The 26,511-nt window shown below is 36.5% G+C and carries 25 protein-coding genes and 2 pseudogenes; 24 read left to right on the forward strand and 3 right to left on the reverse strand.

The features are described from left to right. The first annotated feature begins 379 nt into the window (after window positions 1-379). Entirely contained in the window at window positions 380-1,948 is a 1,569-nt protein-coding gene (locus NST81_RS08610; protein ID WP_328202760.1) for a Vga family ABC-F type ribosomal protection protein, read from the forward strand. A gap of 514 nt (window positions 1,949-2,462) precedes the next feature. Here the strand turns inward: NST81_RS08610 and NST81_RS08615 are convergent. After that, window positions 2,463-3,320, reverse strand: a complete 858-nt coding sequence (locus NST81_RS08615; protein ID WP_341029390.1) for a LysR family transcriptional regulator — start codon at window positions 3,318-3,320, stop codon at window positions 2,463-2,465. A gap of 115 nt (window positions 3,321-3,435) precedes the next feature. On the opposite strand from NST81_RS08615, the gene NST81_RS08620 reads away from it, so the two are divergent. From NST81_RS08620 to NST81_RS08645, 6 genes and pseudogenes are all read left to right on the forward strand, one after another. Then, window positions 3,436-4,860 carry an NAD-dependent succinate-semialdehyde dehydrogenase gene (locus NST81_RS08620; protein WP_341029391.1) on the forward strand — a complete coding sequence of 475 codons (1,425 nt, stop codon included), beginning with the start codon at window positions 3,436-3,438 and terminating at the stop codon, window positions 4,858-4,860. A gap of 44 nt (window positions 4,861-4,904) precedes the next feature. Continuing rightward, window positions 4,905-5,432, forward strand: coding sequence for an FUSC family protein (locus NST81_RS08625; protein ID WP_328202765.1), 528 nt, complete (start codon window positions 4,905-4,907; stop codon window positions 5,430-5,432). Window positions 5,433-6,680: 1,248 nt separating this feature from the next. Then, a pseudogene (locus tag NST81_RS08630) lies at window positions 6,681-6,908 on the forward strand (endonuclease domain-containing protein); the annotation flags it as partial. Between the two features lie 624 nt (window positions 6,909-7,532). Beyond that, on the forward strand, window positions 7,533-8,174 hold the full coding sequence (locus tag NST81_RS08635; protein WP_412678316.1) for a ribonuclease H1 domain-containing protein: 642 nt from the start codon (window positions 7,533-7,535) through the stop codon (window positions 8,172-8,174). Between the two features lie 334 nt (window positions 8,175-8,508). Then, window positions 8,509-8,736, forward strand: a pseudogene (locus NST81_RS08640) (nucleotidyltransferase family protein). A gap of 209 nt (window positions 8,737-8,945) precedes the next feature. Further along, the gene (locus NST81_RS08645; protein ID WP_234395415.1) at window positions 8,946-9,005 is read left to right on the forward strand and encodes a hypothetical protein; all 60 of its coding nucleotides are present in this window, start codon (window positions 8,946-8,948) and stop codon (window positions 9,003-9,005) included. Window positions 9,006-9,343: 338 nt separating this feature from the next. On the opposite strand, the gene NST81_RS08650 is transcribed toward NST81_RS08645, so the two are convergent. Further along, window positions 9,344-11,668 (reverse strand): TOTE conflict system archaeo-eukaryotic primase domain-containing protein, encoded by a 2,325-nt coding sequence (locus NST81_RS08650; protein WP_341029396.1) that lies wholly within the window; start codon window positions 11,666-11,668, stop codon window positions 9,344-9,346. Between the two features lie 271 nt (window positions 11,669-11,939). Between NST81_RS08650 and NST81_RS08655 the strand changes: the two genes are divergently transcribed. From NST81_RS08655 to NST81_RS08705, 12 genes are all read left to right on the forward strand, one after another. After that, window positions 11,940-13,301, forward strand: coding sequence for an IS4 family transposase (locus NST81_RS08655; RefSeq protein WP_341027776.1), 1,362 nt, complete (start codon window positions 11,940-11,942; stop codon window positions 13,299-13,301). Window positions 13,302-13,438: 137 nt separating this feature from the next. Beyond that, window positions 13,439-14,641 carry a transposase gene (locus NST81_RS08660; RefSeq protein ID WP_048623400.1) on the forward strand — a complete coding sequence of 401 codons (1,203 nt, stop codon included), beginning with the start codon at window positions 13,439-13,441 and terminating at the stop codon, window positions 14,639-14,641. A gap of 235 nt (window positions 14,642-14,876) precedes the next feature. Further along, entirely contained in the window at window positions 14,877-15,920 is a 1,044-nt protein-coding gene (locus NST81_RS08665) for an IS30 family transposase (RefSeq protein ID WP_048622401.1), read from the forward strand. Window positions 15,921-16,407: 487 nt separating this feature from the next. After that, window positions 16,408-16,887: a hypothetical protein gene (locus NST81_RS08670; RefSeq protein WP_341029398.1), complete on the forward strand. Its 480-nt coding sequence runs from the start codon at window positions 16,408-16,410 to the stop codon at window positions 16,885-16,887. Window positions 16,888-17,080: 193 nt separating this feature from the next. Then, the gene (locus tag NST81_RS17620) at window positions 17,081-17,407 is read left to right on the forward strand and encodes a DUF4062 domain-containing protein (RefSeq protein ID WP_412677386.1); all 327 of its coding nucleotides are present in this window, start codon (window positions 17,081-17,083) and stop codon (window positions 17,405-17,407) included. Between the two features lie 50 nt (window positions 17,408-17,457). Next, window positions 17,458-17,967 carry a hypothetical protein gene (locus NST81_RS08675; RefSeq protein ID WP_327805740.1) on the forward strand — a complete coding sequence of 170 codons (510 nt, stop codon included), beginning with the start codon at window positions 17,458-17,460 and terminating at the stop codon, window positions 17,965-17,967. Between the two features lie 12 nt (window positions 17,968-17,979). After that, window positions 17,980-18,138: a hypothetical protein gene (locus tag NST81_RS08680; protein ID WP_327805741.1), complete on the forward strand. Its 159-nt coding sequence runs from the start codon at window positions 17,980-17,982 to the stop codon at window positions 18,136-18,138. Window positions 18,139-18,448: 310 nt separating this feature from the next. Continuing rightward, window positions 18,449-19,180 (forward strand): 4-hydroxyphenylacetate 3-hydroxylase N-terminal domain-containing protein, encoded by a 732-nt coding sequence (locus NST81_RS08685; protein WP_412677387.1) that lies wholly within the window; start codon window positions 18,449-18,451, stop codon window positions 19,178-19,180. Between the two features lie 46 nt (window positions 19,181-19,226). Then, a complete protein-coding gene (locus NST81_RS08690) occupies window positions 19,227-19,367 on the forward strand; it encodes a hypothetical protein (RefSeq protein ID WP_327805742.1) in 141 nt (46 codons plus the stop codon). Then, the gene (locus NST81_RS08695) at window positions 19,336-19,707 is read left to right on the forward strand and encodes an NUDIX hydrolase (protein WP_194520283.1); all 372 of its coding nucleotides are present in this window, start codon (window positions 19,336-19,338) and stop codon (window positions 19,705-19,707) included. Before NST81_RS08690 ends, NST81_RS08695 begins: the two co-directional genes overlap by 32 nt. Before the next feature lie 21 nt (window positions 19,708-19,728). Further along, window positions 19,729-20,694 carry a M24 family metallopeptidase gene (locus NST81_RS08700; protein WP_341029403.1) on the forward strand — a complete coding sequence of 322 codons (966 nt, stop codon included), beginning with the start codon at window positions 19,729-19,731 and terminating at the stop codon, window positions 20,692-20,694. An 87-nt stretch (window positions 20,695-20,781) separates the two neighbouring features. Then, window positions 20,782-21,348, forward strand: coding sequence for an LOG family protein (locus NST81_RS08705; RefSeq protein ID WP_003352899.1), 567 nt, complete (start codon window positions 20,782-20,784; stop codon window positions 21,346-21,348). Here NST81_RS08705 and NST81_RS08710 read toward each other — a convergent pair. After that, window positions 21,323-21,652 (reverse strand): site-specific integrase, encoded by a 330-nt coding sequence (locus tag NST81_RS08710; protein WP_053083245.1) that lies wholly within the window; start codon window positions 21,650-21,652, stop codon window positions 21,323-21,325. The two genes, NST81_RS08705 and NST81_RS08710, sit on opposite strands and share 26 nt — an antisense overlap. A 660-nt stretch (window positions 21,653-22,312) precedes the next feature. Here NST81_RS08710 and NST81_RS08715 point away from each other — a divergent pair. From NST81_RS08715 to NST81_RS17625, 5 genes are all read left to right on the forward strand, one after another. Next, the gene (locus tag NST81_RS08715; protein ID WP_407636406.1) at window positions 22,313-23,251 is read left to right on the forward strand and encodes a plastocyanin/azurin family copper-binding protein; all 939 of its coding nucleotides are present in this window, start codon (window positions 22,313-22,315) and stop codon (window positions 23,249-23,251) included. Window positions 23,252-23,351: 100 nt separating this feature from the next. Then, window positions 23,352-23,735 carry a DUF302 domain-containing protein gene (locus NST81_RS08720; RefSeq protein ID WP_026678747.1) on the forward strand — a complete coding sequence of 128 codons (384 nt, stop codon included), beginning with the start codon at window positions 23,352-23,354 and terminating at the stop codon, window positions 23,733-23,735. A gap of 140 nt (window positions 23,736-23,875) precedes the next feature. After that, complete coding sequence (locus NST81_RS08725) at window positions 23,876-25,177, forward strand: cell wall-binding repeat-containing protein (protein WP_407636404.1); 1,302 nt, start codon at window positions 23,876-23,878, stop codon at window positions 25,175-25,177. A 765-nt stretch (window positions 25,178-25,942) separates the two neighbouring features. Beyond that, on the forward strand, window positions 25,943-26,140 hold the full coding sequence (locus tag NST81_RS08730; protein WP_340397466.1) for a hypothetical protein: 198 nt from the start codon (window positions 25,943-25,945) through the stop codon (window positions 26,138-26,140). Window positions 26,141-26,414: 274 nt separating this feature from the next. Beyond that, window positions 26,415-26,492 carry a hypothetical protein gene (locus tag NST81_RS17625; RefSeq protein WP_407636405.1) on the forward strand — a complete coding sequence of 26 codons (78 nt, stop codon included), beginning with the start codon at window positions 26,415-26,417 and terminating at the stop codon, window positions 26,490-26,492. Window positions 26,493-26,511 lie beyond the last annotated feature (19 nt).

A 26,511-nucleotide genomic window follows, 5' to 3' on the forward strand; every position in this document is an offset into this window, starting at 1 on the left:
GAAAAAGTGGTTTATTGAATTTAAATTGAATTTAAATTTATAAAAAGGTTTTTTATTTACACTTGCCATTTGACAATTCTAAATGTATCGTTTAGATTGTAAACAAAATAAAAGATCGGAAGGGTGAACCAACTAAATGATTTTCTAATCCTATTCACGAAGGTCAACAATTAAAGGCTATATTAGCAGAAAAATCTCCGCTTCATTTTCATTTATGAGGCCTTTAATTGTCGTTTTTCAGAATAGGATTGGACTTTCATAGGTTGGATCTAAAGGATCGTTTCTTTTGGTGTGCCCTATGATTTTGTGCCTCCTATTCTGAATGGATATAGGAGGTTTTTTTTTTGTCTCCTAAACTCGGGTACAAGGAGATGTTGATATGCTTTTATTAAAAGCTCACCATGTAAAGCACTATGTACAGGATCGTTTATTGATAGATGCGGATCCATTGCAAATTCATCAAAATGATCGAATTGGATTAGTTGGTCGAAATGGCAGCGGGAAAACGACGTTGCTTCAAATTCTGGCTAAAAAGATTTCTCCAGAAGAAGGGGTCGTTATTCAACATACTCGATGTGAACTTTTACCGCAGTTTAAACGAACAGATACAACCAAAAGTGGTGGTGAAGTGACGCAAGAATATATTCAAAAAGCTCTTGTTAAAGATCCGGGACTTTTACTTGCAGACGAACCAACAACAAATCTTGATACAGACCATATTGAATGGTTAGAAAAGAAGCTGAGAGAGTGGCAGGGGGCATTTATCATTGTTTCGCATGATCGTGAATTTTTGGATGCTCTTTGTACAACCATATGGGAAATCAATGAAGGAAAGATAAAAGAGTATGCAGGCAACTACAGCGATTACGTAAAACAAAAAGAAGCAGAGAAACATCAAGAACAATTAGCTTATGAAAAATATGTGAAAAAGAAAAAGCAGTTGGAAGAAGCATTAAAATTAAAAGAGAAAAAAGCGGAAAGAGCAACGAAGACGCCAAAAAGAGTCAGTGAATCGGAAGTAAGAGGGACAAAGCCATACTTTGCCAAAAAGCAAAAGAAACTGCAAAAAACAGCGAAAGCCATTCAAACGAGATTAGAAAAACTTGAAAAGGCAGAAAATGTGAAAGAACTCCCACCAATTAAGATGAACTTGCCGAATGCAGAAACGTTTAAAAATCGGATTATCTTTCGTGTAGCAGATGTAACGGGTATGATTGGAGAACGTGTGCTTTGGAGCCGTGCAAATTTTCAGGTTCGAGGTGGTGACAAATTAGCGATTATTGGTCCAAATGGAAGCGGGAAAACGACGTTAGTAAAAAAGATCGTCAACCAAGAGCCAGGCATCATGATTTCTCCTTCTGTTAAAATGGGCTATTTTAGCCAAAATTTAAATATATTGAATGTGGAAAAATCTATTATAGAGAATGTCCAATCCTCTTCAAAGCAAGATGAAACGCTTATTCGGACGGTCCTTGCAAGAATGCATTTTTTCAATGAAGATGTTTATAAGCCTGTAAGGGTTTTGAGTGGCGGAGAGCGAGTAAAAGTGGCACTAGCAAAACTATTTTTAAGTGACATTAATACGTTGATTTTAGATGAACCGACGAATTTTCTTGATACAGAATCTGTTGAAGCATTAGAGTCACTTCTAAAAGAATATGAAGGAAGCGTGATCTTCGTTTCACACGATCGCCGATTCATTGAGAATATCGCAACACGAATATTGGTCATTCGTAATCAAAAGATAGAATTATTTGAAGGAACCTTTCAGCAATATAAACATGTTCAACCACAAAAAACTCGAGACAGCAAAAAAGATCAACGTCTCTTACTCGAAACGAAAATTTCAGAAGTGCTAAGCCGCTTAAGTATTGAACCGTCTAAAGAATTAGAAATGGAATTTCAAAAACTTTTAAAGGAAAAAAGGGAATTGGACATAAATAAATAATTTTGAATATTGATTTTATAATAAAATTTTGTAATAGTTAAATTTACATCAACTGTTAAGCCCCCATAAGCTAATGAAGGGGGCTTTGTTTTTGATATAAAAAACATTTAGACCGTGCAGAAACGGTGATCTATTCCTGAGGTAAAAATGCGCTATTTAAGTTTGAAATGACGGTTTTAATCCATTATTATTCCAAAAATAAACCATCTTAGCTTTTATAAAGCAAGAAATTCTCCAAATGTAATTAGATATTGAATGAAGCATCGAACATGTATTATGGTCATTCCCCTAAGCTTCATTTAAATACATTGAAAAGAAGGGTAGGAAAGAGGAAGTTGAAAAAAGCAATTATTTTTGATATGGATGGTACATTATTTCAGAATTCGTCATCCGATCTTGCACATAATAGAGCCTCTTAGATTATGTGTACAAGCAAAAAATCAAAATTCCAAAATCATATTCTTTCTTTAACAATCTATTAAAGTTCTTGGTTCTTCTGTTCGACCGAAGCAGATTATTCATGAAAGAATAAGGTAAATAGCAACTTTCCTATAGCAGGATTTCGTGCAATGAGTGAGATCTGTCTCTTGATGTTGAAATCGGCAATCGGAAGAACCTTAATAACGGATCGATCAATATTATAGGTAAAAATTTCCGGTAGTATAGATATGCCTAAATTGGCTAAAATAAACCCGATAATACTTTGACCAAAGTCAATTTCAAAAGAAATATTCGGTTGAGAATGATGAAGTCTATAGGCTTCTTCTATTAACATACGAACATCGCATGAAGAAGGGAGAACAACGAGGGGTTCATCCTTGAAGTCATTAAAATAAATGACATCTTCATGCTTAGCCAGTGGATGGAGATGATTGACAAACAAATAAAAAGGTTCTTTAAAAAGAGGTTTAGACCAATATGAATGTTGAATTTCTCGATCATCTAGCAGTGCTGCATCAATGTCCCCGGTATGTAGGTAATTGAAAATATCATAATAATGATAAAAAATTTTAATATTCACTTCCCGGTCGTTCTCCTTAGCTGTAGCTAATTTATATGGGAGATAAAAGCTGGAAATACTCGGCCACGTTCCAATTTTAATTTCTGAAGTTTTTTGTGTTGATAGAATCTTTTTTTGTATAGAACGAATTTTATGTAAGACAGGTTCAATTTCTTTAAATAAAATATCCCCGGCTTCTGTTAGTTCTACTCCTTTGGCAGAACGTGTAAATAATGTTGCTCCTAAATCTTCTTCTAGTTTTCTAATTTGCTTGCTTAATGCTGGTTGTGTCATATGAAGTTGTTCACTAGCTTTTGTTAAACTTTTTGTCTTCGCTGTAACCAAGAAAGCCTCTAGCCACTCTGTTCTCATTTTGATCCCTCATAACTTTTTGTTATATCCCTAGTATATAAAGGAAGTACTCCTAATGCAAAAATCATGATAGTCTTTGGATGAGTTCAAAACAACATCTAAGGAGGACAATCCTATGTATCCAAACAAAATGTATATAGATGGACAGTGGGTGGATGCAAAAGAAACCATTGATGTCATCAATCCAGCTACAAAGGAGATCATCGGCACTATTCCCAACGGTGGTAAAAAAGAAGCAAAAATGGCAATAGATGCGGCATACTCTGCCTTCAAGGAGTGGTCTAAAAAGACTGCCGAAGAGCGCAGTCAACTTTTATTAAAATGGCATTGCTTAATTGAAGAACATACGGACGAACTAGCGGAAATCATAACAACTGAACTAGGAAAACCTCTTTCCGAAGCAAAAGGAGAAATTTTTTATGCCAATAGCTATATCTCTTGGTTTGCTGAAGAAGCAAAACGAATTTATGGCGAAACGATTCCGGCATCTTCTCCCAATAAACGTATTATAGTCAAAAAACAGCCTGTAGGTGTTGTTGCAGCCATCACTCCATGGAATTTTCCGGCAGCCATGATTACACGAAAAATTGCACCAGCTCTTGCTGCTGGTTGTACAACCGTTTTGAAACCATCTGAAGAGACGCCTTTCACTGCTTTGAAATTGGCAGAACTCGCTGAGCAAGCCGGGATTCCAAAGGGTGTCATAAATATTGTAACAGGCGATGCAGAACCGATTGTGGATGTTTGGCAAAAAGATGAACGTGTACGCAAGCTCACTTTTACCGGTTCTACACGCGTAGGGAAAATTTTAATGCGCGGGGCCGCTGACACTGTGAAAAAAATATCTCTCGAATTAGGAGGGCATGCTCCGTTCATCGTAACAGCTAATGCAGATATAGAGAAAGCTTTAGAGGGGGTTATGGCGTCTAAATTTAGAAATGCCGGCCAAACCTGTGTATGTGCAAACCGTATTTTTGTTGAAGAAGGAATCGCTGAAGAATTTTCTAATAAACTAGCAGAAAAAGTGTCAAAATTGAAAGTGGGTAATGGATTTGAAGAGGGTGTAGATATAGGTCCACTCATTAATGAAGCAGCCGTTCGGAAAGTAAAGGCACAAATTGAAGATGCAAAACAAAAAGGAGCTAAAATCCTTGTAGGAGGTAACTCCATAAAAGAAGAAGAAGGCTTTTTTATGGAACCAACTGTTATTATGAATGCTACTGACGATATGTACTGCATGCATGAGGAAACATTCGGGCCGCTTGCTCCTATCACAACATTTAAAACAGTAGAAGAAGTTATTGAACGTGCTAATAATAGTCCTTATGGATTGGCTGCTTACGTATTTACAGAGAATATTCAAGAAGCAGTTTATATAACAGAGGCATTAGAATATGGAATTATTGGTTTAAATGATGGTTCTCCTTCGGCCGCCCAAGCACCATTCGGTGGATTTAAAGAGAGTGGGATCGGTCGTGAAGGAAGCCATTATGGAATTGAAGACTATCTAGAAATTAAGTATATTTCACTTGGATTGTAATTGTGCCTCATAATAACAAAAAGGATCATAACGGGGAAATATCGATGAACACCAAAGTGTTTATAAAGCATCTTAGCAGAGAACTAAATCGTGCAGGCATCACCTTACAGACTTTTAAAATATCACTAGCAGCAGGAATTTCATGGTGGCTGGCGACTTTCATTACTCCCCATTTCTATCCTTATATCGCTCCGTTAACAGCCGTTTTAATTACCAATACGACTTTTGAAAAGGCTGTAACCAAAGCGATTCATCGTTTCTTAGGGGTTGTAGGTGGAGTGGCATGCAGTCTGATTGTCTCTCAGTGGATCATGCCTTCAGGAATGGCCGCTTTTCTAAGTATTTTTATAGGGATGGCAATGGCGAAAACTCTTAAACTTCATCAAGACAGCATCTCACAAATAGGCGTAACTGTCGTAATGGTTTTGGCTTTTTTGCATTCGGGAGGTTATGAATGGGCCCGCATCATGGAGACAGTCATAGGATCAGTCGTTGCCATTTTTGTCACTATACTTTTACCTAACAGGAGAGCAGGTCATGATGATACCCTTGACCTCGGCAAAGCAACGTAATATGTTGTTTTTTATGTTTATTATGTCTGTATTTCATTCAATTACTCGAAAAAGTACGGTTGGTTCATTTTCCTAGAGTAAACATATTGATTAAGGTATGCCAATTCGGCATACCTTCAGACTGTTGACAAATAGGTTTTATACCCTAGAATACTAGCTCACTGTCTTAATATTCTTATTATACGTTGAATGTCTGTTTCTACAGCAATACACGTTTGTTTAAAGCATCGGTTTTATCGTTCACATATTCTTGTAAAATAGTATTGATCCAACCTTCATATTTTTAACTGAATTTGTTTTTAAATCAATACTGTACATTTGTATTTGATTAATAAGCCATTCGGCTGCTTGAAACTTCATTGAAGACGTTTGTGCAATTCCTCCTTGGTACATACTGCTGGGATTTACGCTATAGATCTGTATAAAAACTCCTTCATATAAGCAAAAAGACCCACCTTGAGACATGGTCGGTGGTAATCATAATCCTCATACAAAATTTTATCAATTCATCAATGTTTCCCCACATAGAATATATAATCTTTTCTATACCAATGTTCAAAATCAAAATAATTGTATAACTATATTTCTGCGCCAATCTCACTACAAAAAGAAGGATTTTAGCAAATTTTGGCGAAAAAAAGAAGAATAACTTCTAAAACACTTGTTAAAACTGGGGTAGTTTTTATGAAGAACTTTGAAATCGGTACTTTTCTTAAAGAAATAAGTGAGGTAATAGAAGAACAAAGATCTGTTCACCACAATAAGGCAAAAAATCGAATTGATGATATTTATAAATTTAGATCTTCCCTCATTGATCGTATTATTCAATTATCTGAAGGGTATGGTTTACTCGTCATAAGAAATGAAATTGTTTATTATCATAACGAACAACATACGATTGATATCGCTCTTTATAATGATGACGACTGTGTACTTGCAATTGAAATTACATCTTCGAGGTTGAAAAGAGCCATTATGAATCTTCTTCATCATTGTTCATTGTACCGATTACTTATTACGTATTATCAAGAAGCAAGTTTTTGTAAAAATTTATTACTTCGATATGATGAGCAGCGGAAAATTACACTTTTACATATAAAGAATTTAAAGTACGATACACCAGAAATAAACAAAATTCCCTCTAAGCTTGGCATCAAGAATGTAAACTCACCTTTAGAAGTAAAGATTGAAAACGCGTTAAAAGAGTACGGAATCAAATTTGAAAGCCAATATGCAGTTTATCAAAAGATGGGCAGTAGAAACGGTTGGATCCCTAAATATATCATTGATTTTGTGATATATGGTGAACATTGCAAAATTGCCGTTGAATGCGATGGGCTCCGTTACCATTTAACCGATCAAGCAAAAGTGTACGATACAGAAAGAGATTTATGGCTGCTGAAAAACGGATTTGATGAGGTCATTCGGCTTCCAGAAGATAAAATAAAGGAAAATTTATCCGAATGCATGAATATGATTCGATCAAAAATATCTGCGTGGGATCAATTTTACGAAATGAGGAATCGAAAAGCGAAAATTCTTAACACAAATCTCGATGTTTCATGTATCGGTGATTATGTTCAAATCGTATTAAGAGAGTTACTTCCTGTCTTCCATAATATTACTCTTAAAAAGAAGGAAACGACAAAAGAAAAAATAAAACAGTTTGTAAACACCATTTTTAGGGCAGGTTATTCTCCTAACATTCAGACCTTTTATTACCAACTACCCCAATTAAGTGAGTTAATCACAAAAGGAAACGTCCATTGTGCATTTGTCGGCTATAATATCCCGTTTGTTTTATATTATGTCGAATCGTTATCGCAATGCCAGATTCCCAGTTGGTTAAGAAATGAAAAGAGAGTCGTGAAATTAATTATATATAAAAGGAAGTACCAAAAACGCCTTGCCATTGGTCGAAATACTCGCTCTTATGTATTAATTAACGGAAGTAATGGGATTGTTGAGGATTCCGATATTGTTAATAACGTCATCCTAAAGCAAGGAACAAAGCCAATCAAAAAGGAAAATACGGAAACGTTACGGAGCGTTCATACAAAGGAGAGTCAGTTAACTCCTGAAGTTCAAGGAAGTGGAATGATGGAGAAAAAGAAATCAAAATATTACGTGGTCTGGATAGGGAAACAGACAGGTATTTTTTCATCATGGGATGAATGCAAACAATATGTATTAGGGGTAGCCAGTGCAAAGTATAAGTCATTTTCATCCATCGAAGAGGCTAAACAAGCTTATCATGATGGTTGGACGAAATACTATAGGACTGCAGAGAAGGCCAAAACATCCCAACAGATATCCCTTAATTTAAATAAAGATATGACATATATAGAAGAGAGCATATGCGTAGATGCGGCATGTAGCGGCAATCCCGGACAAATGGAATACAAAGGAGTGTACACGAAAACTGGAAAAGTATTGTTTCACTTTGGCCCTATTCTTGGAACAAATAACGTCGGAGAATTTTTAGCTATCGTTCATGCTTTAGCCTTCCTAAAGCAGTATGGAAAAGATTATCCTATTTATTCAGACTCCCTAACCGCTATCAAATGGGTGAAAACTAAAAAGGTTAATACTGCGCTAATAAGAAATAAAGACACCGAACGAGTTTGGCGGCTCATTGAAAGAGCGAAGCAATGGCTCAAAAAAAACGATTACAATAACCCTATTCTCAAATGGGAAACAGACATATGGGGTGAGATTAAAGCAGATTTCGGACGGAAATAGCCGGTTGTCTACAATTTCTATGTAATATGAAGATGTCGATGAAGTTTATAGTTTTCGATTGTAGTAGTATTGTTTTGTTTTATTTGGACTCTAAAACAGATTTAACACAATTATTCTTTTATGTAAATGAAGCATCAAAGCTAATTTGCTGTATTCTCTCTGAGAAGCATGTCAGTCAATAGTATAATTTTTAAAAATACAAAATTTAGCTTTTATTGAATTGATGGGTGTAATTATTAGTGAAGAGGGGGTACCTCGATTTGGGGCTAAAAGTTTTTGCGCGTATAAAGTTACCTTATATTATCAGAGCAAAAGATACAGTAGATGAAGAAGGATTGGTTTATTTGGTTCGTATAGCCGGGGAGAACAAAGATAGTCCAGTGATATTGATGTGTTAGTGGAATTTATGGATGATGCCATGACATTCGATGATTATATGGATTTAAAATTCAATCTGGAAGATCATTTTCAAAAGCCGGTAGATTTAGACATTTTAGATGATATCAAACCAGCATTAAAGCCTAGTATTTTAAGGAGTGCTAATTATGCAGAGAGAGCCTAAAGTTTTTTTACAAGATATTCTCTGCAGAAAAAATTGAGAAATACACCAAGGGCTTATCTTATGATGATTTTCTAGACAAAGACTTAGTGTCGGACGCGGTAATTAAAAATATATTAGTGATTGGCTAAGCAACGAAAAACATTCCAAATGAAATCCGACAAGCACACCCACATATCGAATAGAGAAAGGTGGCTGGCATGAGAGATATGATGATTCACGGTTATTTCTCCATTAATTATCGAATTGTCTGGGATGTTGTTCAGAAATAAGATTCCTAAGTTAAAAAAACATGTTGAGCAGTTACTAAATGAAAATTAGAGTGAGACCAAATCTTTTTGAGTTGGCATAGAAGATGATAATCGATAATAATTTACTGTCGTTAAAAATCCATACTATCTATTTTCAACCGGCGTTCTCTTAAAATCTCTAGTTGCTCATCAAATGTAGTTGGGCGTTTAACATTTGCTGTATTTTCTAACCCCATAAATAAATGAAAAAGCCCCACCTTGGTACACATTGTTAAGAGTCGAGGTGGGTTCTGCTAATTTAATCGTAATCTTGTGTAAGTGAAGTGAAATGAAACATATGCCCATTTCTATAACTAAGATTAAAACAACTTCATCTGTTCGTTGTACGAAGTGTTTTTTTCATCCATAACATATCCCATTGCGCGATACCCCTCTAATCTTTTTTCAAACATCTTTTGCATAATCGGGATTTTTTTATCCACGTAGTCATATACACGTACTTCTTGTTTATTTGCATGAATTCGATGCAAGCGTCCGACATATTGTTGCAGGGTGCCTTTCCATGAAATTGGCATTGCTAAGAATAGAGTATCTAATCGGGCATTGTCAAATCCTTCGCCGATATATTTTCCTGTTGCAATCACTAATCTTTCCATGTCATCAGGAATGGAAGCAAGTCGTTGCAATTGTTCCATCCGTTCTTTTTTCGTCATATTCCCGGAGAGTACAATAATATTTTTGGCAAATCCTTTAAATAATTGCTTCAAAATTTCAATATGCTCAATTCGTTCCGTTAAGATTAACGGACAGCGGCCTTCTTCAAGTGCAGACAACACATCATCAAATAATTGCTGATTTCGCCGTTCATTGAGTGCTATTTCTGTATAAAGTTGCTGAATATCTTTGTGTGAGGACGTAAAGTTCGTGTACCTTGGAATTAAACGATGAACAAATGGCCTTACTTTTGCTTGTATTTTCCCGTCAATTTTATAACGAATAGGACCACACTGCATGTGAATAATAGGATGTAAACCATCTTTACGAATCGGTGTAGCTGTTAGACCATACACATACTTGGCGCGAACTTGTTTTAACACTTGTTCAAAGCTAAAGGCGGAAATATGATGGCATTCATCGACAATGATTTGGCCATATTGAGTAATAAATGACTTCAACTGACCCTTGTAATTTAAGCTTTGAATGGTTGCTATATCGATATTTCCTGTTATTTTGTTTTTTCCGCCTCCAATTTGTCCGATTTCTTTTGATGAAATATTAAGAAACGTTGATAATTGCTCTAACCATTGTTGCATCAACTGTGTACGATGAACGATGACTAACGTATTGGTTTTTCGTTCCGCAATAAGAGCTGCCGCTATAACCGTTTTGCCAAAACCAGTGGTTGCTGAAAGAACACCTGTATTGTGTTTCAATAATTGTGATATTGCATCGTGTTGCTGGAAAGTTAACTCACCTTGAAATTCCACATCAATCGTCTGGCCATCGAATTGATCATCAATGATTTCAGTTTGAATGGATAATGACGATAAAAGGTTGATAACCTCCTCCAAACAGCCACGAGGTAAGACCAAATATCCTTCCTTATCCCAAGAGCAATTAATCACTCGCGGTATTCCGTATGTAGACATGCGATTTTTCTGGGCTCTATAAAATTCAGGATTCGCTAACGTTGCTAGTTTCGTCAACTTAGTTAAAAGAGAAGAGGGGGCTCTATCTTTTAGAATGTATAGACCATTCTTTAATTCAATAGTAATTTTCTCTGGATACACTTCGTTTACAGTAATAGATTTATTTTCGTAAAGCTGTACCACATCTTGTACTTCTTTTTTTGTCATTGTTTGAACAGAAGATAAATACATCCATTGGTCTGGATAAGGAGTAAAGGATTCATCTACAAATACACTATTGCCGTTTGTCCTTGGCTTTCGCTGAAGCGGCAATGCAATTAAATTTCCGAATCCGCCTTTTGGAAGCGTATCTTGATTCGGGAATAATCGATCATAGGAGTCTAAACCTATTTCATATCTTTTTTCCATTGTTTTAGCGAGCAATGTCATTCCCATTTTGCGAGCTAATGAAGCAGGAATCGCTTCGGAGAAGAAAATCCATAAGTGTGCACCATTCCCAGATCTTGAGCGTTCAATACTATACGGTACGGAAAACTCTTTACATACACGAACAAACGCCAACACATCCTCTTGCCAATTCTTTTTGTCAAAATCAATCGCCAAAAAGAAACACGTTTCATCTTTTTGCATTGGATAAATTCCAACCGTATGCTTCCCGCTTAAATGATCGTAAAGCACTTGATCATTTAGCGGTAGCAATGATCGATGCTGACACTCACTGCATTTTATCTCCGGTTTTCGACAAATAGGCGGTTGCCACTCATAGGCGCAAGCAGGCGTATATCCCGCGCGACCGTTTTTTGATTCCCAGCGAACCGCATATACATCTGTTCGTCCTCTAAAAAGTTGCTTGAATAATCGTATCTTTTCTTCCGGTGACGATTGGTTGTTCACTATAGAACTAGCCATAGTTACAGAATGATTGTTTTCTTTCTTTTGCATCATCATTGAAAGAATGTGTTTTAAATATTCATTTTCTTTCCTTAAACGTTCACATTCCGCAAGAGCTTGTTGTAACTGAATCCGGATGTCCATGACTTTACCTCTAAAACATTTATTTAACTGTAATGATATTGTAAAGCATTGAGTTAGAAGTGTAAAAGTGATCATCCAAAATTAAACAACTCTTTATACTAGTATTTAACTCAGCTTTCGCAGTCCAAAATCTTGTTTAAATGCTTGATGTAAATGGGTTTTGGAAGTACAAAATTATCATTTGACATTTTTTAAAACATAAAGAAAGACACCTATTCTTTTGGTAAAATATTGGTGACGAAACCAAATCCAAAAGAAAGGTGTCACCACTATGATAACGAATAAAGACTACTTTGCGCAATTACCAAAAGAAATTAAACAAGGATTTTCCGAATTAAATATTGGATATCATTTAAGAAAAGCGAATATTACGAAACTTTCCGGGTATTCTTGTCTTACTGTTTTCAAACTGATTTTTCTTTTAGTCTTCCAATATAAGAACTGGTTTCGTGCTTTTATGAGTAAACGATCTCAGGATCTGCCCGGAAAGGATACAGTCTATCGCTTTTTAAATACACCAACCTATCATTGGAGAAAGTTTCTGCTTTCATTAAGCAGTGAAATGATCCGTCTGCTTCAACCATTAACTTCAAAAGATCGTGTCACAGCTTTTGTGATTGATGATTCTGTCTTTTCAAGAAACCGTAGTAAGTCGGTTGAACTGTTGGCTAAGGTTTTTGATCACTCTACCCATCAGTACTTGAAAGGGTTTCAAATGCTTACCCTTGGCTGGACCGATAGTTTTACTTTTATTCCCGTTGATTTTGCTCTTCTAAGTTCACCGAAAAAGGAAAATCGCCTGCAAGAAATCAATACCGATATTGATAAACGAACATCTGGCTATAAGCGTCGCCAGGAAGCTCTGAAATCAAAACCGGACGTGGCTTCAGCTTTACTTGATCATGCGCTTGAAAAAGGGATTATAGCTGACTATGTTCTCATGGATTCCTGGTTTACACAAGCGCCTTTAATTGAGAAGATTACGAACAAAGGGTTATTTGTCATTGGCTTGGTGAAGCAATTAAAGCAGCGATACGTTTACAATGGTGAACGTTTCACACTGAATCAACTTTACAAATTGGCAAAACCTCACATGGGTAAAAAAGACATTCGCGGATCCGTTTATGCTACTTTAGACAATGGAATTCCAGTAAAAATTCTATTTGTACGAAACCGTAATAAACGGAGCGAATGGCTTGCCATTCTCAGCACAGATACAACATTAGAAAATGAAGAGATCATTCGTATTTACGGCATGCGTTGGGACATTGAAGTCTTCTTCAAATGCAATAAATCCCTTTTAAATTTAGAGAAAGAATTCCAGGGACGTTCCTACGACATGTTAATTAGCCATACAACCATTGTTTTTACACGATATATTCTCATTGCTTGGCAAATGCGAAAAGAGGAGGATCCTAAGACGATTGGCAACCTTTTTTACATCCTTTGCGAAGATGTAAAAGACATAGATTTTATTACTGCCCTTCAATCACTTATTGACCTTTTCCAAACTTTGGCGGAAGCCGAGGTTTCTTTGAACATGGACATCTTTAAAAATCAAATGAATAAATGGTTGGCCACTATACCTAATTATATCAAGCAATGCTTAAATATTTCTGTGTGCGAAAGTTGAGTATTTAATTGAGCATTTTGCATATTTTTTGACCCAAGAGCCATAAGGATTTCAAAGACACAAAAAAGGACTTCACCCCTAAAATGTAGAATTTTTGAAGTGACGAAACCACAAAAATTCAAAAGGAGGAAGTCACTTTGTATATTCTACAAGAAAGCCTATTTTCCTTTGAAGAACTGCAAAAATTAGAGTCAAAAGAGAAATTACCTATCTTTTTTAGCTCGCTTGATTTACGCCCTTATGCTAAACAGTTGAGAAGTTCTTCACCCCGAGGGGCTGACGGTCATTCCAGAGAAGGGATTCTAAGGGCTCTCATCGCTGCCCCACTCGAAGGCATCGACACCTTTACCGCCCTTCATCATCGATTGGATAAAGACCTTCGTTTCCGTTATCAATGCGGTTTATCGATTGATCGCCCCGCACCGTCTATCTCCACTCTCAGCCGGGTTTTTGCGGCACTTATCAAAAAAAAGCTGGCTGAAAAGATCTTCCTTGACTTGGTACAGTTAGCTCAGGAGGAAGGAATAATTGACGGCAGCCACCAGGCCATCGACAGTGCCGCCATTGATGCCTATGAAAAGAAACAGCCCAAAAAGCGTAGTGAACAAACGGGTAATGCCAATTGGGGCGCAAAATATGATTCCTTCGGCAATAAAATTACCTGGTTTGGCTATAAGATGCATCTTTCAGTCGATACCGCAAGCGAACTGCCAATGGCCATAAAAGTAACCCCTGCCCATGTGAACGATGGAGAAGTCGCACCAGAATTAATAGAGCAAGTGGCAGAGCGTACCAAATCCAAAATTGAATTTCTGATCATGGATGGCGGATATGACCAACTAAAAAACTATGAATCAGCCAAAAACATTGGAGCGCAAGCCATTATCCCGCTCAATTTGCGCAACGAAAAAGAGCCTCCTGAAGGGATTTCTTCCAATGGAACTCCGCGTTGTTCCATGGGTTATGAAATGACTTATTGGGGAGCTGATAAGGACCAGCTCAAGTTCAGATGTCCTCACGCAACCGGCAAAGTGGATTGCCCATTAGGAATGGCAGCCTGTTCATCTTCCAACTATGGAATGGTGGTAAAAGTCGACATCAAAAAGGATGTGCGCCGATATTCCAATCCGCACCGTGATACAAAACGTTGGAAAGAGCTTTACAACGAGAGGACAAGTGTAGAACGCTGTAATTCAAGAATGAAAAGCTACCTTACGGCGAACTCCCTACATGTATGGGGAATTGAAAAAGTAAAGACCCATATTTACCTGAACGCTATTGTATTACTTGTTTCAGCGCTAGCGATGGCAAAGGAAAATAAAGGGAAGAAAGCCGCTTAAAAAAATTCAATGTGAAAAATTCTGTAGGTATGCCCGAAAACAAGATTATTGTAATATTTTGTAAAATAACATGCTGGTAGCTATTTGTCGAGTGCTTTATTTTTTATACTTTTATCCAAAAAATCTAATTGGCTAGTTGTATAATCAAATGCAACAAGCATAAAAAATGAAAAACCATAGATAAACCACGTATGATTAAGTCGACTAAAACAATATCGATACGGAGGATTTATCTATGGCAATTACTAATTCTACCATAGGAGCTCGGCATTTCAAACACTTAACGGCTTATGACCGTGGGAAAATTGCGGCCTTACACGCTGCTGGTAAGACTCAACAGGAGATTGCAGATTATGTTGGTTGTCACAAAAGCACCATCTCCCGTGAGTTAAGAAGAGGTACAGTGCCACAAAGAAAAAGCAACGGGAAAATTGTTCATGTCTATTTTCCAGACACAGGTCAACTTCTCTATGAGAGAAACAGGAAAGCCTGTGGCCGCAAGCTAAAACTAGACGATGCCATCGAGTTTATTAAGTATGCCGAAACTCAGATCCTTGATAAGAAATGGTCTCCTGATGCGGTATGTGGGAGAGCCAAACGTGATGGGAAATTCAAAGACAAAATGGTTTGCACCAAGACCCTTTATAACTATATTGATCTAGGACTTATAGGCGTTAAAAACATTGACCTACCTATGAAAATTACCCTGAACACCAAGAAAAAACGTAACCGGAAGAATAAGAAGATCTTAGGACGCAGTATCGATGAGCGACCAATTGAAGTCAATGAACGCCAAGAGTTTGGTCACTGGGAAATTGATACGGTTATAGGCAAGAAGACTAAAGATCAGGCCTTATTGACTCTTACTGAGCGCAAAACCCGTAAAGAAATAATTTTGAGAGTGACAGCCAAGGATAGTCTATCCGTTTCAGAAGTCATATCTCAGTTGAAAGTGTCTTATGGTAATCGGTTCTCTAAAGTGTTTAAAACCATTACGGCTGATAACGGTTCTGAATTTGCTGACCTCGGCCTTAGTGTTGAAAAAGATCTAACAGAGGTTTATTTTACACACCCTTACACATCCTGTGAACGAGGAACCAACGAGCGTCATAATGGCCTTATTAGGCGCTTCATACCAAAGGGGAGACCCATTTCCTCTGTGGCAGACGAAACCATTACCTATGTTGAAAATTGGTGTAACCATCTTCCAAGGAAGATCCTCAATTATCGTACACCTGAGGAGTGTTTCCAAATAGAGTTAGCTGGCTTAGCTTCTTAACCTTAAGCCAGCTAACCCAAAGGGTTGGTTTTTAGCAACTTGACAAAGAGCCTCTGCGGGCATGGCTACCAGCCATGAAGCCAGGTATACGGTACTGGCTGGGCCAACCAGGCTACCATGCCCGCCACTCCACGTCAAGTCGCGCAGAGTGTCCCGATTTACTTAATCATGGGTTATCTGGTCTTTCAATACTTGTTGCATTTAATATTGCAATTTAAGAAAAAATCTAATTTTGCAAAATGCTCAATTAAATTACTTACTTTCAATCAAACCACTTTAAGGAAGAAAAACTTATCATTGGAGGGGGAGGAATTTAGCAGTTTTTGTCGAACTTAAGTTCTAATGAATGTTTTTAAAGTAATTTTTTATGCTAAAAAGATCTAAAGGTTAGAGCAACACATGATTTGTGTGTGACGATATACATATTCAGTTTCAAACATTTTCAACACTATTCAAATTAAAATTCGGTAGGTGTAGGTGATAATTCGTGAAGGATGTTTTAACATCGATTGTAATTCCACTTGTGGTTGGAATTGTACCTGCTTTTATTTCGTTTTTAGGAGCTCGGTATCAGGCGAATAGTGCACTACAAACTGTTAAAGAACAACAACAGGCAGAGTTGCAAAAATTGAAAGAACAACACAGTGTTGATTTGCAGAAGCTAAGAGAACAACAACAGGCGGAGTTAGAAAAACTAAAAGAGCAGCAGAATGCAGAGATACAAAGGATAAGAGAGCAGTCTTTGCGTGATATAGAGAGAATAAAGGTTGAAATAGAAAAACAAGCAGAACTTTATGAAAAGAATGCCCAAACGGATATCATAAAAGAGTTGTTTGGAAAAGCAATTGAAGGGGACATGTCTGTATTCGAAAATTTAGAGAAGTTAGATAAATTATCTAAGCAGATGCAGAAAGGAATCCTTGTTAAGCACCTCAAACATCCTGCGAATAAAAGAAAAAAAGGTTAAGACAACAATATTCCATTAATCAAATAGATTCTAACTTCATAAATTCATGACACTAATAAAACCTCTGAAGAAATTCTCAAATCAAGTTATCAAGCTTTAAGACACGAATTTGCAAACGAACTAAATTTCTACGGATTTGGGAGATTGTTTAAAAAGTAAGGCGGTGTTATAATATGGATAGAACTACTATTTTATAAGTTCGGTTGCACAAGATGCTCTTTCCTCTATACGAAATGCTGTATTTGAAGAATTAAAAAATATGGGGCATGAACCTATTCGCTTTGAAGATAGTATGCGATATATTCACCAAGATGCTATCCGAACTTGTTTGGAATACGTATCAAGAAGTGATATCTTTCTACTATTTATCGCGGATAAAGCAGGAACATACTTAGAGGATGAAGGGAAAACTGTTACTCACCTTGAATTTTTGCGTGCATATCACGAAAATAAACGTCTTATCGTGTATGTTCACGATATAGTTCTTGATACCTATTTTCAGACATCAGACCTCAAATAAAACAATCGTTAGTACAGTATTTAAGCGAACACGATAAAGAACCGGATTCAATGTTGAAATTTATAAGCGAAAACATTAAAGAGCAGCCTCATGTTGCCGAAAATTACGTATGGTACTTTCTTTATGATGCAGAACAAAAAGGCATATATTTCGAAAAATGCTCATTAGGTGTCGAAATTCTTTCAAACATAAAAAGCTATCTTTCAGCTCTTTTCAAAGAAAGCCTTCAATACTTAAATATTCGTTCTGAAATCGAACGGAGCTTAGAACATGTAGAATTATACGGGGATTTTTATGAACTATCACTTGAATTCATAAGTTTATTGCAGAATGGGCAAATTACAAATTGGAGAAGGCTTTTAGCGCTTTTACGATCTAAGATGGTCGGCTGCAATATTTACTCTAAAAATACAAATTACCAACAAGAAGCTATAGGAGCATTAATGGACTGTAAAGCCGTAACTCTTTACGAAAAAAGAGATAACCAGATGATTTGCAAAGAATATGATGGATTAACAACTCCTGAGAACTTTTCATTAGATGATTCAAAATGCTGTTAGGAGGTCTCCCGAATGAACAATTATAAAGAAAATGTAATATTAATTGCCTCCGCACCACATGGATATGGAAAAAAAGTTGTAACGAATCGTCTTAGCCAAATGAAGCGTGATCATGCAAATTTTCAAAATAAACTTTCCCAAATAAAAAATTCATTTCGTAATTCAAAATAAACGCTCATGATGTAAAAAATGTTCTACTGATAGAAGGAGTAAAATCCATTTCTTCGAATGTTTCAAATTTGCCCGTTCTACAATTTCAATATTAAGAAGGATATTCCTATTCTTATTAGTAGGTCTTGTAGTTGGTTTTATATATCTGTTGTTATTATAGGTTTTAGTTTTAGTATTCAGCTAATAGGTAGAGTACTATAATTTTGTGAAAAAAGAAAATCTGTTTGTAGGTCACGGTGCCATAAATCCTTAGATCAATCTGTCTATTCCATTAGGTGAACAAAACAATGACTATGCTGCTGTTCGTGTAATTAGTCATGACTCAGATGGAATTGAGGTAAAAGGAGCAAAAATGATTGTAACTCTAGCTCCCATTGCCGACGAACTTCTAATATTTAACATGCCAGGCTTAAAGCCAGGGGATGAGGACTATGGGGTAGCTTTTGCTTTACCGGTAAATCACCCTGGAGTGAAGATCATATGTAGAAAGCCTTTAGTAAAAGAATCCTTTAGCGACTTTGATTATCCAATTGTAAATAGCTTTGATGAGATTGATGCCTATTTATTACTAGATAATGTTCATATTCCTTGGAATAGAGTTTTTGTGTTTAAGGATGTACAAAAGTCCAACATCTTTTACGATAAGACTTTTGCTCGAAATCATACTGGTCACCAAGGAATCGTAAGAGGTCTATCTAAAGCCGAATTTCTTACAGGTACTGCTATTAAGTTAGCAGAAGTATTGGGGGTAAATGGATTTATAAATGTTCAAGAGAAATTAGGTGAACTCACATCCTATATTGAATTACTGAAAGCAAGTATTCTCTTAAGTGAGGAGGAAGCTTCCATGAGTGAGGAAGGTGTACTCAATCCTAGTATTAGTGCTATTCAAGCTATTAGATATAACTTCCCTAAAATGTATGAACGAATGGTCAAACATATACAATCACTGGCAGCCGGATCTATGCTTTCCACACCACATTCAGGAGATTTCCACTCTCAAATGATATGGTTGATGCTAAAGATAGATCAAAACTTCTAATTTGGCTTGGGATGTTTCTGGTGATGGATTTGGGCAGAGACAGCTCATGTATGAATATTATCACGCAGGTGATCCAATGCGCATTGAAGCCGTCCATTATCTTACATATCAAAAGGATCACATGTTAAACATGGTAGAAAGGGCGTTAGCAAGAAATGAAGATAATAAAGTGTTCCTGTCTTGTTAATAAAAAAGAAGATAAGTTATTGTGTGTTAGAGTTAGGGATAATAAGCTTTGGTACCTACCTGGTGGTAAGATTGAACATGATGAGACACCTGAAGAAACTTTGGTAAGAGAGTTATATGAAGAACTCAGCATAAGAATTGAGCGTTCAAGTATAAAGTATCTTTGCAATATTATAGGTCCTGCTTATGGTGAAGAAGCTATGGTGGAGTTATACTGCTATACAGCTGAATGGACAGGGGAAATAAAACCTCATGCTGAAATTAGTGAAGTTTCTTGGATCGACATTAATCATAAAGAATTACTGGCTCCCGCCGTTATCGAACTCCTCAACCACTTATAATGAAGGAGGTTATATAGTGTCGTGTTTTACAATGAGAATCGATTAGTTGATAAAATGAAACAATATGATCTTGATGCCATAGTGGTCTCAACAAAAGAGAACATAAGATACTTTACAGGTTTTGAGCCTGTAATAAAAACCTTAAGTCCATACTTAGGTGAATGTTACATTGTTATAACAAGAGACAAACCTAATCAAGTTAACATCGTGCATTCAGTAGGGGAAATAGATCAAGTACTTGATGCTAAAGTAGCAATCGGTAAAGTTCAGACATATGGTACTTTTTATAGGGAGTATATGAATGGAGTTGAGCTTACTCACGAAGAAAGAAGGCTTAAGGAACTATCTGATCTTACTCACAGCGCTACTAGTGCACGAGAGGCCTTATCATCTTTGTTAAGAGAACTAGGATTAGCAAAATCAAGATTAGGGATCGATGAAGATGGCATGACAATGGCTTGTTTAAGTCATATTAAAAGTAGATTTCCAGGTATAGAATTTATATTTTTTTCTAACAAAATTAGGCAGATAAGGGCTGTTAAAACACCACATGAGATAGATGCGCTTACTTACGCGGCAAATTGTGTGGAAAAAGCCATTGAAGATGTTATCAGTAATCTCAAAGAAGGCATTAGTGAATTAGAAATAGCAAACATGTTTAATACATCTATAGCCAGTCAAGGAGCTATCGCTGCTTTACCAATGATCAAAATAGGTAGACACGCGGTTGGAGGACAACGTAGACAAAAATCGGAAATTAAGCTCCAACCTGGGGACTTAATATGGTTTGATTGCGATGTAGTCTGTAATGGGTATTGGGCAGATAATGCACGGGTGTTCTCATATAAATATATGAAACCCGAGTATGATAAATTTAATGCATTGTACAAGGGACAGCTTGTGGCAATTAATGAAGTAAAGATCGGTATGAAGGGAAAAGATGTATTTAAATTAACAATGAGTGCGGGTCTGAAAAAATTTCCATAAAGTCTTGACTTACTCTCCAATGCCGCTTAATATGCAGAGTGTTCCTGTAAGTAATTGGAATAATAATCAACGGGGAAGGTGAGAAAGATGAAATCCATTTGTGTATTTTGTGGTTCAAACTATGGGAATGACATGGAGTTTAGGCAAGCAGCCAGAGAGCTTGGAAAGTTCCTTGCCAATAAAAAAATATCCCTGATTTACGGTGGAGGGAAGGCGGGGCTAATGGGGGAAATTGCAGATGCTGTCTTAAGCCATAAAGGCCATGTTATTGGGATCATACCTAAGTTTTTAAAAGATAAGGAACTAGCACATGAAAATATAAGTGAACTCTTTATTGTAGACACAATGCATACACGCAAAGCGAAAATGTATGAGTTAGCAGATGGATTTATTGTCATGCCTGGAGGTTATGGAACTTATGAAGAACTTTTTGAAGTGCTCTCTTGGTTGCAAATAGGCATACATAATAAGCCAATTGCTCTGCTTAATGTCAATGGTTTCTTCGATCCTCTCATAAAAATGTTAGAACATACTGTCGATAAAGGTTTTGCAAAGCCTGAAAATCTAAAGTTAATTATAAGTGCTGGCAATGTGGCTACTCTTTATCAATTGATGGAGAATTTCAAACCTAATTTAGTAAATAAATGGACATGATACCTCTCCTGATGGCAAATCGACCTGTATCATTTTCTAGATAGCGAAAGAGTTTTTGCAACTCCTGCAAGTTCATATATACAGGTAGTTTATTATCAATCTTCGGGGTTTCGATACCAACCATAAAATCATTCATCAACAGGTTTTCGCGTGTACAGTACTTCATAAACGATTTTAAACAAGAGATTTTTCGGTGAATCGTTCTAGGTTTCATGTTTTCTTTTGTAATTTGTTCTTGGATAAAACGTCGCACGAGAGTTTTATGAATGTCATTCAATTCAAGGGATCGATGATGCTTTAGCAAAATCTAAATAACACCTTCAGTGATAATAAACGAATATTGATAACAAGTTTAAAAGATGATCATGATCGTCTAAAAAATAGATAATTCGTTTAACAAAAAACTGACGAAAAATTATGAGGAACTTAGAAGAGGAAGTACCTAATAATTGTTGTTATAGGAACTTGAAGGGAAGAAACCCTAACATTACGAAGAATTAAGTTAGTTTACATAATATATAGTGAAGGGCTTAAATAAAGACTTATAGGAAGTTCTCATAATTTATCGTACAAAATTTGATAAAACGAATAAAAAATGATAATTATCGTTCAAAAATATTTTACTAAATTTTAGCACACATGTTCTTAAAAGTCTACTGTAATACAATACTTAGGACTAATTGCTATCCTACAAAAAATGGGGTTGCTTATTATCCCCTAATGATGGATTTGGACACAGTGTTATCATTTTTTATCATCTTGGGATAAACTTTGTTAATTCTTTGAAAAAACGTAACGAAGAAGAGTTTTTCTTTTTGAACACCTCCTCATAACATAAAGGATAAAAAGTCCAGCTCTGTTCCAGACATTTTAATTATCCATGTAAATTCGAAAAGGACTAACCAATCGCTTGCTTACATATATGTATATAAATTAATAAACTAGGAGGGATCTTTCATTGTCGATAATATTAACCGGAATTATTGTGACGATTTTATCTCTGATTGTTATTGCTTTCGTATTTATAAAAAGAAAGAAAATCAAGGATATGATCGGTATGATGGCAGCAATGGCTTTAGGAATGTTGGTCGGACTAACAGGTGGCTTGCTTGCCGGAATTTTGTATAGCGGAAACCTCTTTATTTCAACCGTTTTAGGAATGGGCATTGGGTTTTTGGCCGGTTTTTTGACCGGATTACCGATAAATGTCATGGCTATAATAGATGGCGTTTTGTCAGGAATTATGGGTGGTATGATGGGTGCCATGTTAGGAGAAATGATTTCACCAGAATACCAAAATCGAATGATTCAAATCATGCTTGTCATATTTGTTGGGATGATTTGTATTGTTCTGTATATGCTCCAACAAGAAACCGGTTTTAACCGTTCATCTATTATTAACAAAATATTCCACAATCCGCTAATAATAGCATTCGTCTTTCTGCTGTTTTTCTACACATACAATCACTTGTTTAATGAACTCAATCAAGATTATATCGCTTCCCAAAAAAATTCCCATATGAGCCACTCTCTGATTAATAAAAAGTTGTCTGTCTCTCGGTTGAATTCCAGTGCAAAGATGAAAAAACTAGTCATTGAAGCAACCGACTTTTCTTACTACCCCAAAGAATTCAAACTTACTGTAGGACAGCCAGTAAACTTAATTCTCAAAAATAGCGGTGAGATTGAACATGATATAGAATTCGAAAACATGAAAGCATCTTTTTTACAACAGCCTCAACAAGGAAATCATTCAAAAGATCAAATAGTTCATATTCATTCATTGCCGGGAAAAACATCTGAAATGAGATTCATACCAAACGAAAGTGGTGTTTTTCGATTTTTTTGTACGGTACCCGGTCATAAAGAATCAGGTATGATTGGAATTGTTAAAGTTTCTTAATAAAAGTGGGGCACTGCCGAGGCACTACTCGGCTTTTTTCATTTATATTATTGTTTAGTTTTGCATACAACTAAGTTGACTCACGCTGAATATAATAAAGTTGTTTCATTATACGATTGAAGTACAAAAGGAAATGAACGAAACGATAAAGATATTGGAAGAAAGTCTAAAAAGAGAAGGGTTCGGAGCTTCATGGCAATTTAGTGTAACGGAAAAACTGCAGGAAAAAGGATTGGATTTTCCAATACCATTTGTAATTTTGGAAGTGTGTAATCCGCAAGAGGCAGCGCGTGTGCTTTCTGAAAACTTATTAGCAGGTTATTTTTTGCCATGCAAAATCGTGGTGTATAGTGAAAATGAAACAACAAAAATTGGTATGCCAAAACCAACCATGTTGATCAGCATGATAAATCATGAAGAATTGAAAAACTTAGCGGAGGACATTGAAAATAGGTTGATATCCTGTATCGTTGAATGCAGATAGCTGCTAAAAGTAAACCGAAATAACAATGTTTAAATTTTAATATAAATCTTTTTATTAGGCTTTTTATGGAATTTGGGAAAAGCTTAAAAGTAATAACAAATGGGAAGAAATAAAAAAGAAGACATTAGGGAGGATTACACATGATCAGTAAATTACATATGGGAGTCCTAGTAGCTGTGTTATCTGTCTTAATCAATGCTGGCTGTAACAATCAAATCAATGACAATAATCAGATGGATCATGACTCGAAAGAAATGGATCATGCAAATATGAATCATGAAGATATGGATATGTCCTCAAATGATAAAGCTAAGGATAGCAAAACAAATGAAATGGGGTTTGCGAAGCCGCCAAGCTCTTACAACCGTTTTGCGAACCAAAACATTATGATAACAGCGACGAAAAACGTTACCCGCATAAACACAGATGATCCCATTAAATTATCCGTCATGGTTTCACAAACGGTTTGGCCTGCCACTCATAAAGAAAACCAGCCCGGCGCAATTATTTTAGTGCCTCTTGAAAGCTGGCAAATGGCTTTGGCAAGTGTAGACTTAATTCATCATCCGAATAACGGCCCTGTTTTATTTACAAAAGATCGAAAAATACCGGATGCCGTCTTAATGGAAATAAACCGTCTTCAACCTTTAGGCACAGCTGACGGTACGCAAATCATGGTGATGGGAAATCTCGAGAAAAGCGAACTAGATAAATTAAAGAATTTTAAGTTGAAACAAATTAGTGAAACAGATCCAGCTGCGTTTGCGAAAGAAATTGACCAATTTTACAGCGACATTGCCGGTAAGACTCCGCAAAGTGTGATTATTGGTTCTTTGGAAGATAAGGCGAAATTGCACACACTCACAGCTACCAATTGGATTGCTCATATGGAAGAACCGTTACTGTATGTCTCTTCGAATAAAATTCCACGGCCAACAAAAGAGGCGTTACAGCTAAGAAAAGGAAAAGCAAATATATATCTTTTAGGTCCCGAATCAGTAATCTCTAAAGAAGTGGAAAACGAATTAAAATCATTTGGCACCGTTGTACGAATAGCGGGAGATACACCGGTGCAACAATCTATTTCTTTTGCTACTTACAAAGATGAAAAAACAAAATTTGGCTGGGGGCTAAATAATCCGGGGCATGGTATATCATTTGTTTCAACGAAAACCCCTGAATTAGCAATTGCAGCTGCGCCATTTTCCCATCTAGGAAAACACGCGCCTTTAATATGGCTAGAGAATGGAGCTTTAACAAAGGACGTATATGAATTTTTAGCCCGTTTAAAACCAACTTTTACGGATGATCCAACAGTTGGACCGTATAACCACGCATTTTTATCTGGTACATTCCGCTCCATCCCTTTTCAAACGCAAGGAATCATCGATGAAAAGCTCGAAATTGTTCCCGCAAAGGGAGAAGGGCATACAGGGCATTAGAAGAAGTACGTAAATCTATATACGCAGAACAGCCTGTAAGCCGAGCAGGCTGTTTTGTATCTATAGGTAGAAAGTCCCGATCCATGAAGATAGTAATAGTGATTTTAGCTTAACGCAAGGGTTTCCGTGGCGATACGGGATCTGATGGAAGCGAGCGGCCAATCTCTGATCTGAGGAACACGAATTTAATAGGAGGCTAGGTAATATTGGATGAGTCTAGATAACAAGACAAAGTCCATACTGCCGAAGGTGTTACGGAGTAAATGAAGCAGATAGGTGAAGAGAAAAACTGTACTCTTACCCAAGGAGGTCTGACGGACACGCCAACTGAATTGGTACCCATCTAGCGATAAATGGCTGAACCGTCAGAAGTCAGCTGATGTTCATAGAGAACAAATTATCGCTCAAAGTGGACGGAGAGAAGACCGCACTGGACCGACCATGGGACCCATCCTATTCACATCAGTTCTTCATAGGTGGTGTGTATGATGAAGGTAGAAGGTAAAGTAAGAAAGGAATGTTAATCAAGAAAAAGATAATAACTGGGATATTTGCTGTTACGTTATTTTAATGAATAGTCACCGGGATATTTACGTATAGTAACGGCTAGGGAAGGTACCTTGAATTTCGTTTAGATGCTTCCATTTATGTAGGAAAGGAACCCTCATTTGACTAGTTAAAAAACATGTATTCATGTCATGCACAAATGGAACTTAATGAAATAATGATGAATAACTTTTAGATAATGTGTGAGGTGATATCATGATGGGTGGTATGATGAGTGGATGGGGAATGATGGGATTTGGATTTTTCGGCTGGATCCTTAACCTGTTCATCATTGGATTAGTTGTCTATTGCCACCTTATGAAAATCATCATCTTAGACATCACGAAGATAATTATCATGAAGATCATGAACATGATCATAGCTATTACCACTAATACACGTAAATATGATGTGTGATAAGAATGAGGATTGATTTATAAAGAAGGCCCCTGAAGGCACTTTAGTTTTGTATATAACATATGCTCCATATGAAATCATTATAAAAGAGGAGGAGCCATAATGGCGCATACAAATTCCCATAATCATTCTCATGATCATAGTGATATTTTCATAGCTACGCACCATCAGTGAAAATGAAACAAGCATTTTTTTTAGCTATTATTATTTTAGTTGCTGAAATGTGTTTGGTATTATTTCAAACAGTTTAGCTTTGTTGGCCGATGCTTGGCACATGGCGACAGATTGGTCTTTCTTGGTTTGCCTTGGAACAATCAAAAAATCGCCAAACAAAAAAATGACATTTGGTTGAGCGTGCAGGTATTATAGGC

The sequence above is a fragment of the Bacillus sp. FSL W8-0223 genome (assembly GCF_038006805.1).
Lineage (GTDB): Bacteria > Bacillota > Bacilli > Bacillales > DSM-4216 > Bacillus_O > Bacillus_O smithii.